11 protein-coding genes are annotated in these 13,672 nt (G+C 59.7%); all 11 read left to right on the forward strand.

Going from position 1 to position 13,672, the window contains the following annotated elements:
• Positions 1-99: 99 nt before the first annotated feature.
• The 11 genes from TQ39_RS02035 (at position 100) to TQ39_RS02090 (ending at position 13,657) form a co-directional block, all read left to right on the forward strand.
• Entirely contained in the window at positions 100-522 is a 423-nt protein-coding gene (locus TQ39_RS02035) for a MarR family winged helix-turn-helix transcriptional regulator (RefSeq protein ID WP_009325931.1), read from the forward strand.
• Entirely contained in the window at positions 519-2,225 is a 1,707-nt protein-coding gene (locus TQ39_RS02040) for an ABC transporter ATP-binding protein (RefSeq protein WP_050004389.1), read from the forward strand. The genes TQ39_RS02035 and TQ39_RS02040 overlap by 4 nt, the downstream gene beginning before the upstream one ends.
• The gene (locus TQ39_RS02045) at positions 2,226-4,034 is read left to right on the forward strand and encodes an ABC transporter ATP-binding protein (RefSeq protein ID WP_082052086.1); all 1,809 of its coding nucleotides are present in this window, start codon (positions 2,226-2,228) and stop codon (positions 4,032-4,034) included.
• A 130-nt stretch (positions 4,035-4,164) separates the two neighbouring features.
• Positions 4,165-4,836, forward strand: a complete 672-nt coding sequence (locus tag TQ39_RS02050; protein WP_009325934.1) for a response regulator transcription factor — start codon at positions 4,165-4,167, stop codon at positions 4,834-4,836.
• Positions 4,833-5,918 (forward strand): HAMP domain-containing sensor histidine kinase, encoded by a 1,086-nt coding sequence (locus tag TQ39_RS02055; protein WP_050004390.1) that lies wholly within the window; start codon positions 4,833-4,835, stop codon positions 5,916-5,918. The genes TQ39_RS02050 and TQ39_RS02055 overlap by 4 nt, the downstream gene beginning before the upstream one ends.
• The gene (locus TQ39_RS02060) at positions 5,905-6,834 is read left to right on the forward strand and encodes a hypothetical protein (protein ID WP_050004391.1); all 930 of its coding nucleotides are present in this window, start codon (positions 5,905-5,907) and stop codon (positions 6,832-6,834) included. Before TQ39_RS02055 ends, TQ39_RS02060 begins: the two co-directional genes overlap by 14 nt.
• A gap of 14 nt (positions 6,835-6,848) precedes the next feature.
• Entirely contained in the window at positions 6,849-7,253 is a 405-nt protein-coding gene (locus TQ39_RS02065; protein ID WP_050004392.1) for a hypothetical protein, read from the forward strand.
• A 285-nt stretch (positions 7,254-7,538) separates the two neighbouring features.
• Positions 7,539-8,249, forward strand: coding sequence for an ABC transporter ATP-binding protein (locus TQ39_RS02070; protein ID WP_050004393.1), 711 nt, complete (start codon positions 7,539-7,541; stop codon positions 8,247-8,249).
• Positions 8,246-9,874 carry a hypothetical protein gene (locus tag TQ39_RS02075; RefSeq protein WP_009325939.1) on the forward strand — a complete coding sequence of 543 codons (1,629 nt, stop codon included), beginning with the start codon at positions 8,246-8,248 and terminating at the stop codon, positions 9,872-9,874. Before TQ39_RS02070 ends, TQ39_RS02075 begins: the two co-directional genes overlap by 4 nt.
• Before the next feature lie 95 nt (positions 9,875-9,969).
• Complete coding sequence (locus TQ39_RS02080; RefSeq protein WP_009325940.1) at positions 9,970-10,293, forward strand: hypothetical protein; 324 nt, start codon at positions 9,970-9,972, stop codon at positions 10,291-10,293.
• Positions 10,294-10,912: 619 nt separating this feature from the next.
• The gene (locus tag TQ39_RS02090) at positions 10,913-13,657 is read left to right on the forward strand and encodes a sensor histidine kinase (protein ID WP_050004394.1); all 2,745 of its coding nucleotides are present in this window, start codon (positions 10,913-10,915) and stop codon (positions 13,655-13,657) included.
• The last annotated feature ends 15 nt before the right edge of the window (positions 13,658-13,672 follow it).

Consider the following 13,672-nt stretch of genomic DNA (forward strand, 5'->3'; position numbering starts at 1 on the left):
GGCGTCGTTCGGCCCATATTGTTGCGTGCGCAACGAATGCGCGCGCAGCAGTTCACCATTTTGCGCCTTTGCCGCGCGTTTTCTGCGAAGGAGGTTTTTATGAAGCAGCATTTGATGCGCAACATCAATACCATCTCCCGGTGTGCCGCACTGTACCGGGACGCTCACCTTGCAGACTGCGGGCTGAGCGGCTGGCAGGCGCCTTATATTCCGGAAATCTGCGCCGCGCCGGGCATTACGCAGGATCAACTGGCTCTGCGCCTGCACGTGAACCGCAGCAACGTAACGCGCCAGCTGGCCATGCTGGAGGAAAACGGCTTCGTCCTACGGCGCCGCAGTGAAAGCGACCGCCGCGCGGTGGAGGTTTATCCCACGCAGAAGGCCGAGGAAACACTTTCCGCCGTACGGGCCGTATACCGGTCCTGGCGGGAAAAGCTGTTTTATGACCTGACTTCGGAAGAACGCGACCGGTTGGAGTCACTTCTGGAGCGCCTGGCCCGCCGCGCGGAGGACATTCAATGAAAACAGTTCTGCATTATCTGCGCCCCCGTCTGGGCATTATGAGCGTGGGGCTGCTCATCAAGTTTTTCGGCACCGTTGCCGAGCTTCTTTTGCCGTGGATGCTCTCTATTATTTTGGATAAGGCTGTTCCCGCCGGAGCGCTGGGCGGCATCCTTTTCTGGGGCGGGCTTATGGTGCTCTGCGCAGCGGCGGCGCTGGGCGGCAACGTAATCGCCAACCGACTGGCTTGCTCCACTTCCCGGGATGTGACGCGGCGGCTGCGGCACGACCTGTTTGCACGGGTGATGCAGCTATCCTGCGCACAGGAGGATGCATTCACCACGCCCTCCCTCATCTCCCGCCTGACGAGCGATACCTACAACGTACACCAGATGGTGGACAGGATGCAGCGCCTGGGTGTGCGTGCGCCCATCCTGCTGGTGGGCGGTATCGCGCTGACGCTTTCGCTGGAGCCGGTGCTCACACTGGTGCTCATTGCAACACTGCCTCTGCTGGGGCTTGTGGTGTGGTTCGTTTCCACACGGGGCATACGGCTTTATACCCGTACACAGCTTGCACTGGACGCCCTGGTACGGCGCGCGCAGGAGAGCATGGCGGGCATCCGCGTCATCCACGCGCTGTCCAAGGGAGACTATGAGCGCGCCCGCTTTGACGAAGCCAACGCCCGTGCGGTGAACTGCGACCAGCGCGCCGGCTTTTTGATGAACGTAACGAACCCTGCTATGAACCTTCTGCTCAATGCAGGGCTCACGGTGGTCATCGTGCTGGGCGCATACCGCGTAAACGCAGGACTTGCACAGCCCGGCTCCATCATCGCATTTTTGAGCTACTTCACCATCATCCTCAACGCGCTGATGATGGTCTCCCGCCTGTTTGTTATGTACTCCAAGGGCGCGGCCAGCGGACGGCGCATTGCCGAGGTGCTGGCCGCGCCCGCGGACCTTGCGCCCCAGAACATTCCTCCGGTGCAGGAGGACGCGTTCCTCCGCTTTGACCATGTCTCCTTTTCCTATGACAAGGTGAAAGACACGCTTTCAGACGTCAGCTTTTCTCTGAAACGGGGCCAGACGCTGGGCATCATTGGGCCGACGGGCAGCGGAAAAACCACCATTCTCTGGCTGCTGCTGCGTTTTTACGACCCAGACAGCGGCGCGGTACGGCTGAACGGACGCGACGTTCGTTCCATTCCGCCCGAGGTGCTGCACAGCAAGTTCGGCGTGGTGTTTCAGAACGACTTTCTCTACGCGGATGAAATCGGTGAAAACATCGACTTCGGGCGGGGAATTTCCCCGGAGCAGACTGCTGCGGCGGCACGCACGGCGCAGGCGGATTTCATTGCACAGCGTAAGGGCGGTTTTTCCGCTCAATTGGCCGCAAAAGGCGCCAACCTGAGCGGCGGGCAGAAACAGCGCGTGCTGCTGGCCCGCGCCCTTGCGGCTGACCCGGAGATCCTGCTGTTGGACGACAGCTCCAGCGCGCTGGACTACAAGACGGACGCTGCGCTGCGCCGCGCGCTGGCGCGCGACTTTGCGGATACCACAAAGATCATCGTGGCCCAGCGCGTCAGCTCCATCCAGAACGCGGACCGTATCCTTGTTCTGGAGGACGGCCGCGCCGCAGGCCTCGGCACGCACAGCGAGCTGCTGCGCTCCTGCGAAAGCTACCGCGAGATCGCGCAGGTCCAAATGGGGGAGGGGGAATAAATGGCACGCAGCAAAGGAATGGGCGGCGGGCCGAGCATGGCCTTCGAGAAGCCCCGCGCGGGAGCAAAAGCCATTCTCAGGCGCCTGTGGCGCTATCTGTACCATTACAAATGGCTGCTGGCCGCCGCAGTGGCGCTCAGCCTTACCGGCAATCTGCTTGCTTTGGCAGGCCCGAAGCTTTCGGGCTACGCCATCGACGCCATCCGCCCCGGGCCGGGCCGAGTGGACTTCACCACGGTTTTCCACTATGCAAAACGGATGCTTGTGTTTTATTTTGCCGCAGCGGCGCTGAGCTATGTGCTGGCCACGCTGATGGTGCGGCTGAGCCGCAACGTTGTTTACCGCATGCGCAAGGACATCTATGACCATTTGATGCGCCTGCCTGTGCGCTTTTTCGATACGCATGCCATCGGCGACGTATTGAGCGTGCTCTCCTACGACGTGGATACCATCAACGCCTCCCTTTCCAACGACCTGGTACAGATGCTCACCAGCGTCATCACCGTGGCCGGTTCCTTTGGAATGATGCTCTCCATCTCTCCTCAGCTGATCCTTATTTTCGTTGTGACCATTCCCATTTCCGTGATGTTTACACGACACCGTTCCAAACGGGTGCGGCCGCTGTACCGCCGCCGCTCTGCCGGTCTGGGCGCTTTGAACGGCTTTGCCGAGGAAATGACGGGCGGGCTGAAAACCATCAAGGCCTATGGCCGGGAGGAGGTGTTTCTTTCCCGTTTTGAGGAAAAGAACCGCCTCGCCTGCGACGCCAACTATGAGGCGGACGCCTTTTCCAGTTCTACTGGGCCGGGCGTCAACTTCATCAATAATTTGTCTCTGGCACTGGTGAGCCTGTTCGGCGCGCTGCTGTACATGGCGGGCGGCATCAGCCTGGGCAGTGTGTCCTCTTTCGTATTGTATTCCCGCAAATTTTCCGGTCCCATCAACGAATTTGCCAACATCATCAGCGAGCTGCAGTCCGCGCTGGCTGCCGCCGAGCGCGTGTTCCAGCTGCTGGATGAAGCAGAGGAGGCCCCGGATGCTCCCGGCGCACGGGAGCTTTCCGGTGTGCGCGGCGCAGTGGCACTGCGCGGCGTGCGCTTCGGCTACGGCGGCGCGCCGGTGCTGGACGGCTTCACGCTGGCCGCACAGCCCGGCCAGGTGGTTGCCATAGTGGGGCCGACGGGCGCGGGCAAAACCACTGTCATCAACCTGCTGATGCGCTTTTACGATGCAGATTCCGGTTCCATCACCGTGGACGGACAGGAGATCCTTTCCCTCACCCGCGCCAGCCTGCGCCGCGCCTATTCCATGGTGCTGCAGGACACCTGGCTGTTTTCGGGCACCGTATACGAAAACCTTGCCTACGGCAAGGAGGGTGTGACGCTGGAGCAGGTGCGCGCTGCAGCGCGGGCCGCCAAGATCGACCGCTTTATAGAAGCGCTGCCCCAGGGCTACGACACCGTGCTGCGGGACGGCGGCAACAGCATCTCCAAGGGCCAGCGCCAGCTGCTCACCATCGCACGGGCCATGCTGCTGGACGCGCCGATGCTCATTCTGGACGAAGCGACCTCCAATGTGGACACCCGCACCGAACGCCGTATCCAGGCCGCCATGCTTCGGCTGATGGAAGGACGCACCTGCTTTGTCATCGCACACCGGCTGTCCACCATCCGAAACGCGGACGTCATCGCCGTGCTGCGTGAGGGCACGGTAGCAGAATGCGGCACCCACGACGAGCTGATGCGCCGGGGAGGCTATTACAGCGAGCTGTACCGCGCCCAGTTCGACGCCGCTCAGGATGCGGGCTGACCATACGGGGCGGGCGCGGCCAAAACGCCGCTCCCGCTTTTTTCGCCATTTTCTCAAACGGAACGCGCGCAAACAAAACTTTAACAATCGCATTTTATAATAGCAGCAGAAAATTGAGGAGGGAAATGTTTTGTTCAAGATATTGGTGGTGGAGGACGACCGGGAGCTGAACCGTGCGGTCTGCGCGTTTCTGGGGCGGAACGGATACGAAGCGGTGGGCTGCCTTTGTGCGGAGGAAGCCTATGACGCGTTGTATGAAACTGTGTTCGACCTTATCATTTCCGACATCATGATGCCTGGGACAGACGGCTTTGAATTTGCCCGTACCGTGCGGGAGCAGAACACGGAGCTGCCCATCCTGTTTATGACGGCCCGGGATGATCTCACGGCTAAACAGCGCGGTTTTTCCGCCGGAGCCGACGATTACATGGTAAAGCCCGTGGACCTGGACGAGCTTTTGCTGCGGATCGGCGCGCTGCTGCGCAGGGCAAAAATCGCCAGCAGCAAAAGGCTTACGGCAGGCAGCCTTTTGCTGGACGCAGACGAGCACACGGCCTATCTGAGCGGCGCGGAGGTTCCGCTCACCGTACGGGAATTCGACCTGCTGTACAAGCTGCTCTCCTACCCGAAAAAGACCTTCACCCGCGCACAGCTTATGGAGGAATTCTGGGAAATGGAAACATCCTCCGGCCCGCGCACTGTGGATGTATATATCACCAAGCTGCGGGACAAATTTTCCGCCTGCCCGGATTTTGAGATCGTCACCGTGCACGGGCTGGGCTATAAGGCGGTGCTGAAATGAACCGGGATCGCTTCTCGGGAGCCGGGCGGCTTCCCCGGTATCTGTTTTCCGCAACAAAATTCCTGATTTTTTTCGCACTGATCGCATTCGTGGTCACCTGCTCTTTCCTGCTGTTTCTTGATTCCATGCGGCTCGACCCGGATATCCTGCGGGAAAACGCGCTGCTCACTTTTCTCAATATCCTGCTTCTGAGCGCGCTTTTCACCGTCATCGACGGCATCCGGCGCAGGCTGACAGTGGAGCGCCCGGTGCGGCGCATCCGCGCCGCTACCCAGCGCATCATCCAGGGCGATTTCAGCGTGCGCATCGAGCCGCTTCACGGCCCGGAGCGTGCCGACGCCTTCGACGCCATCATTGAGGATTTCAACCAGATGGCCCGGGAGCTTTCCGGCGTGGAAACGCTGCGTACAGACTTCATCGCCAATGTTTCACACGAGCTGAAAACGCCGTTGGCCGTCATCCAGAACTACGGTTCCCTGTTGCAGGACCCTGCCCTGCCGAAAGAGCAGCGCGTCGAATATGCCAAGGCCGTCACAGATGCATCCCGCCGCCTGGCGGACCTGATCGCCAATATTCTCAAACTGAACAAGCTGGAAAATCAGCAGATCTTCCCGCAGGCGGAGACTTACGATCTGGGTGAGCAGCTTCGAGAATGCCTGTTGGGCTTTGAGGACGCATGGGAGGCAAAAGAGCTTGCTGTTGAGGCGGACATTCCGGACGGCGTGGCCGTCCGTACGGACCGCGAGCTGCTGACGCTGGTGTGGAACAACCTGTTCTCCAACGCCGTCAAATTCACGGATGCAGGCGGCAGCATCCATGTTTCCCTTCGGCATACCGGCACGCAGGCCGAGGTGTGCGTCACAGACACCGGCTGCGGCATGAGTCCCGAAACGGGACGGCATATTTTTGAAAAATTTTATCAGGGCGACAGCTCCCACGCAACGCAGGGCAACGGACTGGGGCTGGCGCTGGTGCGCCGTGTGGTGGATATCGTGGGCGGAGAGATCGCGGTGAAGAGCACGCTGGGCAAAGGCAGCACGTTTTCCGTGGTGCTGCGCTCCGAAACCAATGAAACGCCCTGAGCCTTTGCTGCGCCGCCTGCTTTTCCCCGGCGGCGGTTGGGCGGCGCTGGCTGCCTTTGCTGCCGTGGCCTCCCTGTGGACCGTCTTTTCCAACGGCTGGGAGGACGCTCCCGCCGCGCGCGCAGCCTATGCCTTTTCCGCCTATGCACTGGTCGTGGCCATTTGCCGTGCAGTGCCTGCAGCCCGGCGTGCAAAAACCGCTGTCTACGGCCTGCCCCCGGTGCGGCGCTGGCGTGCCGACGCCGCGCTGCGCGCGCTTGTTTCCCTTCGCGCCGGGCTGTGCGTCAATCTTTGCTTCGCCGCCTGCAAGCTGTACGCGGGCATCCGGTTCCGCTCACCCTGGTTCGGTGCGGCGGCAGTGTATTACACCGTTCTGAGCACCATGCGTTTTGCAGTACTTCGCGGCGTGCGGAACGCTCCGCCCGCCGGGCCGTCTGCCGCTCCTGTCCGGCAGATGCGCGGGCTGCGTGTCTACCGGCGCTGCGGTGTGCTGATGTTTGCCCTGAATCTGGCCATGACGGCCATAGCCGCACAAATGGTCTGGCAGAACCGCGCATACCGTTATCCCGGCACGCTGATCTATGCCTCAGCCGCATATACGTTTTACTGCTTCGGCAGCGCAGCAGCCAGCGCGGTGAAAGCGCACCGCATGCATGACCCCGTGCATGCGGCCGCAAAAATGCTGGGCCTGGCCGGTGCGCTGATGAGCGTACTGACCCTGCAGACCGCCATGCTTGCCCAATTCGGCGGAGACGCGGCCATGCGCCGGACGATGAACGCCGTCACCGGAGCCTGTGTGTGCTCGCTTGTATTCTGCATGGCCGCATTTATGGCCGTACGCGGAAATATCCTTCTCCGGCGGGCCGCGCGGCAGAACGCGGCTGCTTCCGCTGCACCGCCGTCCATTCATTTCTAAAGGAGTGTCTGTTTATGGAAGAAAACAAGGAGATTTTCACCTATACCTACTCCGCCCGGCAGCAGGAGGAGGTCAGGCGCATCCTCCAAAAATACACGCCGCCCCAGGAGGATAAAATGGAGCTTCTGCGCCGCCTGGATAAAAGCGCCCAGCAGCCCGGTACCATTGCCGGCATCGCGCTCGGCGTATGCGGTACGCTGATGCTCGGGCTGGGCATGTGCTGTACCATGGTGTGGACAGGTGTTTTCGCCCTGGGCGTGGCCGTCGGCTGCACCGGCATCTCCGTGCTGGCGCTGGCTTATCCGATGTTTCTGCACCTGACAAAACGCCGGCGCGCACAGCTTGCGCCGCAGATCGAAGCGCTCAGCCGGGAGCTGTTGGGGCAATCGCCTGCATGCGGGCGAGAAACAGAACGATAACGGCAGTCTCTGCTCCTCCCGCCGGACAAACCAGTTTTTCCGGCCTGAAAATGCCCAAAGCTGCCTGCGACAATTCTTGAAGTATTTTGTGGATGTCTGCTATAATAAGGGCGCTATCTGACCCGTTCATTGGAGGAAACCATGCAGAACAGCGACAGCACCGCTCCTGCGCCCACTGCGCTTTTCCCGGAGACAAGGCATTGCCGCGCCCTTTTCCGGACAGGGTGCCGGCGGTGCCTTTTCGCGTTTCCGTGGCCGGGAGGATCGAAAGGAGAACAAGCATAAATGAAATTGAAACTGACAGGCATCCGAAAACACTTTGGAGAAAAGGAAGTTCTTAGAGGCTGCGGCTTCACGTTCCAGCAAGGCAAGATCTACGGCCTGCTGGGGCGCAACGGCGCAGGCAAAACCACATTGTTCAACTGCCTGACGGACGAGGTGCCGCCCGACGGCGGCACAGCAGAGCTTGTGCTGGACGACGGCACACGCCGCGCCCTGGCTCCGGACGACGTGGGTTATGTGTTCGCGACACCCATTCTGCCGGACTTTCTCACCGGATATGAATTCGTGCGTTTTTATATGGACGTCAATGCTGCACGTATTCGGGATGGACGCTCCGCCGATGATTATTTCGACATGGTGCAGATTGCTCCGGAGGACCGGCACCGGCTCATCAAGGGGTACTCCCACGGTATGAAAAACAAGGTGCAGATGCTGTGCTTTCTCATCGCGCGGCCGCCCGTTATTCTGCTGGACGAACCGCTCACCTCCTTTGACGTAGTGGTCGCGCTGGAAATAAAACAGCTTCTGCGCCAAATCAAGCACGAGCATATTATCGTATTTTCCACACATATTCTGCAGCTTGCCACAGACCTTTGCGATGAGATCACCGTGCTGCATGAGGGCATGTTGAGCCAACTGGACCACGCGCTGCTGCACAGCGGAGATTTTGAGGCACAACTCATCGAGCTTCTGAAAGACGAGGGCGAAGCATGAGACAGATGGTCGGACAAATCATAAAAATGCGGGGCGCTCTTTGGGTGAACGCGTTTCTTTATTATTTCAGCCGTCTTTGGATGGTTGGCCGTCTTGTGCCGCCGACGGCCTACGCGGGCTACCGTGCAAAAAAAGCGCTTTCCGCTGCGGCGGTGGCCGTCCGGCAGATCATCGACCTGTGCGGCAAACCGCTTTATCTGCTTACATTTCTGCTTTTGCCGGTCATTCTGCTGGCCGGCAGCCGCCCGCAGTTTGCAGGGCAGGAATTCTCTCTGTTCCTGTCCATGCTGTTTTTCCTCAGCTGTATCCTCGGCGCTTTTGGCGACAGCCATATTTTCAATGTAACGCGGGAAAAGGTCGCATTTCTCAAATATCTGCACGCCGATGCCCGAAGCTATATTCAGGCTTCTCTTGCGCTGCGGTATGTGCCGTTTTTCTCCTATTATCTTCCCTTCCTTCTGCTGGCTGCATGGCTTTTCGGCGCGCCGCTGTGGCAGGGCGCGGCCGCCTGGGTTCTGCTGGCGGCTTTCCGCATGATGAGCGAGGCCTTCCATCTGTTTGTGTTCGACCGCACGGGGCGTGTGCTTGTCCGCAGCACCGGGTACGCCTGGCTCGTCATCGCCGTGGGGCTGGCGGGGGCATACGTGCCGCCGCTGCTGGGCCTTGATTGGCACATGGGCCTGGCCGCATTTCTGCTGCATCCCGCATCCATATCGGCCTTTGCCGCGGCAGGTGCGCTGTGCCTTTATTACATCGCCGCCGGATATCCCGGCTATGCACGCAAGCTGCCGCGCTCGCTGGACCTCAACTTTCTTTTGTCTTCCATGCTCAAAACTGCCTCCGGCTCCTCGTTCAAGGAGGTGGAGGTACGGGAGGCCGACGCCGCGCTTTCTTCGGAAGCGCTGGCAAAGCTCCAGCGCCTGAAAGGGTACGATTACCTGAACGCGCTGTTCTTTGCGAGGCACCGACGGCAGCTGCTGCGCCCTGTGTGGTACCGCCTGGCCGCTGCGGCGCTGGCCTTTGCCGCGGCCGCGGCGCTGCGCATCTCCAGCCCGGAACTTGCCGCAGCCCTGAGCCGGAACCTGACCGCTATGCTCCCCTCCTTTGTTTTCATCATGTACAGCATCACTGTGGCGGATAAATCCTGCCGCGCCATGTTTTACAACTGCGATAAAGACCTGCTCCGCTATGCCTGGTACCGCAAGCCTAAGGTCATCCTGCGCAGCTTCGGCATTCGCCTGCGCCGCGTAGCCCTGTACAACGGGCTTGTAGCGGGCGCGCTGTGCCTTGCGGCGGCCGGCTTCTGCCTCATCAGCGGCACCGGTATTTTCACCGCGGATCTTGCCCTGTTCTGTGCCGCGCTTCTTTTGCTCTCGCTTTTGTTCACCGCGCACCACCTGTGCCTTTACTACATCTTCCAGCCCTATTCCGAAAGTCTGAAAACCAAGAACCCTCTGTTTTCGGGCATCCATGCCGCCATGTATCTGCTTTGCTTCGCCTGCCTGCAGATAGAGGTGGGCGGCAGCTTTTTTACGGCGGTGCTGCTTGGATTCACGGTTTTGTACATTGCCGCCGCACTGGTGCTGGTGTATTTCCGCGCTCCGCGCTCGTTCCGCATAAAGTAACATTTTGTATGGCTTCGTCAAAAAAGCCCTTGTTCCCGCAAACGTCTTGTGCTATATTGTTATTAGAAAAATTTACCGCTGGGAGTTGTTGATAGATGGCTGAACAAAAACGTGTCCGCAGGACGCCTGAACAGATCGCCGCCGATATCGACGGGCAGATTTCCAAACTGGAGGAAAACATTCGCGGACTGGAGGAGAAAAAAATCGCGGCGTGCGCGGAATTTGACGCGAAGATTGCCGCTGTGCAGGAAAAGGCCGCAAAACTGGCCGAGCGCAAAAAAGAAGTGCTTTCCCCTAAAAAGCGAAAGCCCCGCAAAAGCAAGGCCGAGCGCATCCGGGAGCTTGTAAAGCAGGCTCAGAAGTCCGGAATGAAGCTGGACGAAATCGCGGAAAAGCTGGGCATGCCCCTTTCTGAGTGAATCCTGTGCAATAGCCAAAAGCCGCTGTGAAGCTTTCACGGCGGCTTTTATTCTGTGTCCTTATGCAATATTAACAGTATCGAAAAACTCTTAACGGCACGCAAAGCCTTCGCGTCTTATACTGAAATTGTCCGGAATACGGTCTTAATAAAGCCTTTATTTTGGCTTTGCAGCTTTTTTGCGCGCCCTCCGGCACCTTAACGGCACGTTCACAGCGGTTGTGATACACTGAAGCTGCAAAGGGGAACAAGTGTTTTCCCCCTTTGCAGGAGGCTTTCACAATGATGAACACACAGGCTGTACGTTGTCCCGCAGAATGGTCCCGCCCGGACAAAAGAGAAAAGAGGCGTGCGGCGGTTTCTTTCGCCGCGTTGCGCAGGAGCATCGCAGCATATCTTGAAACACACACTGCGGCATTCTGGTTTTTCAGCTATATCGGCATACCTGTTCTTCTGCTAAGCGGCGTTTCAGCCCTTGCATGCCTGTTCGCGCTGCCCATGCTGCTGTTTTGTTGAGCGCACATGCTTTTCACTCCCGCCGCGTAATGTGCGGGAGCTCTTTTTGTTTGCGGAGTTTATTTATTTCCAATTTTAGCAAGCGCACGACAGGAGGCGTTTTCATGCAGGACACAAGGCCGGACCCCGACCGGATTTTGCATCAGATCCAGCAGCAAGAGGCCGATGCGGCGCATGTGCGCGGCAGACTGAAGATATTCTTCGGCTATGCTGCGGGCGTGGGAAAAACCTACGCCATGCTGGAAGCCGCACACGCGGCACTCGCGGCGGGAACCGACGTTGTGGCCGGATACATCGAGCCTCACACGCGTCCGGATACGCTCGCCCTGCTGGAGGGACTGGAACAGCTTCCTCCGCTGTGCGTGGAATACAAAAATGTGACGCTGCGCGAATTTGACCTGGACGCTGCCATCGCACGCCGCCCTGCCCTTCTTCTTGTGGACGAGCTTGCCCATACCAACGCGGAGGGCTGCCGGCACCGAAAGCGCTGCCAGGATATCGAAGAATTGCTGGCGCTTGGCATTGATGTGTACACCACCGTGAATGTTCAGCATTTGGAAAGCCTGAACGACATTGTAGCCGCTGTTACAGGCATTACAGTGCGCGAACGCGTGCCGGACAGTGTGTTCGATAATGCCGATCAGGTGGAGCTGGTGGACATCGAACCCGATGACCTTCTGGCCAGGCTGGACAGGGGAAAAGTTTACCGTCCGCTTCAGGCCCGCCGCGCCATGGACCATTTTTTCACCAGAGAGAACCTTGTGGCGCTGCGGGAGATTGCTCTGCGCCGCACGGCCGACCGTGTGAACCGCCGCGCGGAAAAAGGCAAGGATGCCAGCGCCGGCTATTATACCGGCGAACATATCCTCATCTGTCTGTCATCCTCTCCCTCCAATGCCCGTGTCATCCGCACAGCGGCGCGCCTTTCCGATGCATTTCACGGCCGTTTCACCGCCCTGTTTGTTGAGGTTCCCGGCACCCGGGAGCTGAATGGCGAGAGCCTCGCCCGCCTGCGCGGCAACCTGCGCCTGGCCGAACAGCTCGGCGCACGCATCGCCACGATTTACGGCGAGGACGTCGCCGCGCAAATTGCCGAATACGCACGCGCCAGCGGCGTTTCCAAAATCGTCATTGGACGTTCCAACAACAGACGCGGCATTCTGCCGCGGCCCACGCTGGTGGAGCAATTGACGGCGCTGGCCCCCAATGTGGATGTGTACATCATTCCGGATAATCTGCCGCCCTACCGCAGACACCGCCGCGCGCCGCCCGAGCGGCTGACGCCGGCAGATACGTTCAAGACGCTCGGCCTGCTTGGCCTTTCCACCGCGGTGGCACTCGGCTTCGCCGCAATTGGCCTCAGTGAGGCCAATGTCATTACGGTGTTCATTCTTGGGGTACTGTTTGTTTCCGTTTGCACCGGCAGCCGTATTTACGGTGCCGCTGCTTCATTTTTCAGCGTGCTTCTGTTCAACTTCTTTTTCACCGTGCCGCGCTTCACGCTCCAGTTCAACGATCCCGGCTATGCCGTCACCTTCGCGATCATGTTCGCCGCATCATTCATCACCAGCACCCTGACGGTGCGCGCCCAGCGCCAGGCGCGGCAATCCTCCCTAAAGGCCTACCGCACCGAGGTCCTGCTGGAGACCAGCCAGAAGCTGCAGCAAAGCGAAACGCAGGATGACATCATCCGCCAAATGGCCCGGCAGATGCAGCGCCTTTTGGGGCGCACCATCTGCCTGTACCTGGCCGACGGAAAGACGCTGGGCCGCCCAACCGTCTTTCCCACCCCGGACGCCGGCACGGATACCGCTCCCTATATCACACCCGGCGAACAGGCCGTGGCGGAGTGGGTATTCCGCAACAACAAGCACGCCGGCGCCGGCACGGACACATTGCCCGGCGCGAAGTGCCTCTATCTTGCCGTGCGCAGCCAGGACACGGTGTTCGCGGTGGCGGGTATCGCCATGGACCTCGGAGGCCCGCTCGACGTTTACGACCGCAATCTGCTTTTGGCGATGCTGAATGAATTTGCTCTTGCTCTGGAGCGCCAGCAGGCTGCCGAGGCCCGTAACCGGCTGTTCATCCAGGCCCGCCAGGAGCAGCTGCGCGCCAATCTGCTGCGCGCTGTTTCCCACGATCTGCGCACCCCGCTCACCAGTATTTCCGGCAACGCCAGCATCCTGATGGGCGGCCCGGAGCTGTTGGACGAGAAGAAAAAACAGCAGCTCTATACCGATATCTATGACGACGCCATGTGGCTCATCAGCCTTGTGGAAAATCTTCTCACCGTAACGCGCATCGAAAACGGTACCATGCAGCTCACACTGGAGCCGGAGCTCATCGACGAAGTAGCCCAGGAGGCGCTGCGCCACTTAAACCGCCGCAGCGCGGAGCACACCGTCACGCTCGCTGTCCCCGACGATCTTCTGATGGCCAAAATGGACCCGCAGCTCATCGTCCAGGTGCTCATCAATCTAACGGACAACGCCATAAAATATACGCCTGCGGGCAGCAGCATTGCAGTGAGCGCACAGCGCAGCGGAGAAACGGTTCGCGTGGAGGTCGCTGACGACGGCCCCGGCATCCCGGACGCAGCCAAAGAAAAGCTGTTTGAAATGTTTTACACCGCACAGGCAAAGCGCGGCGACGGACGGCGTGGGCTCGGCCTCGGGCTTTCCCTGTGCCGTTCCATCGTGGAAGCCCACGGCGGCCAGATCGGCGTGCGTGACAACAACCCCCACGGCACTGTATTCTGGTTCACGCTGCCTGCATCAGACACTCCTTCCGCCCCGCCGCAAAACGGACCGGCTGTACTGCAAAAATGTGTTTTTTCCGATTTCGCTTGACTTGGAGCGAACTCC

The sequence above is a fragment of the Ruthenibacterium lactatiformans genome (genome assembly GCF_000949455.1).
Taxonomy (GTDB): Bacteria; Bacillota; Clostridia; order Oscillospirales; family Ruminococcaceae; genus Ruthenibacterium; species Ruthenibacterium lactatiformans.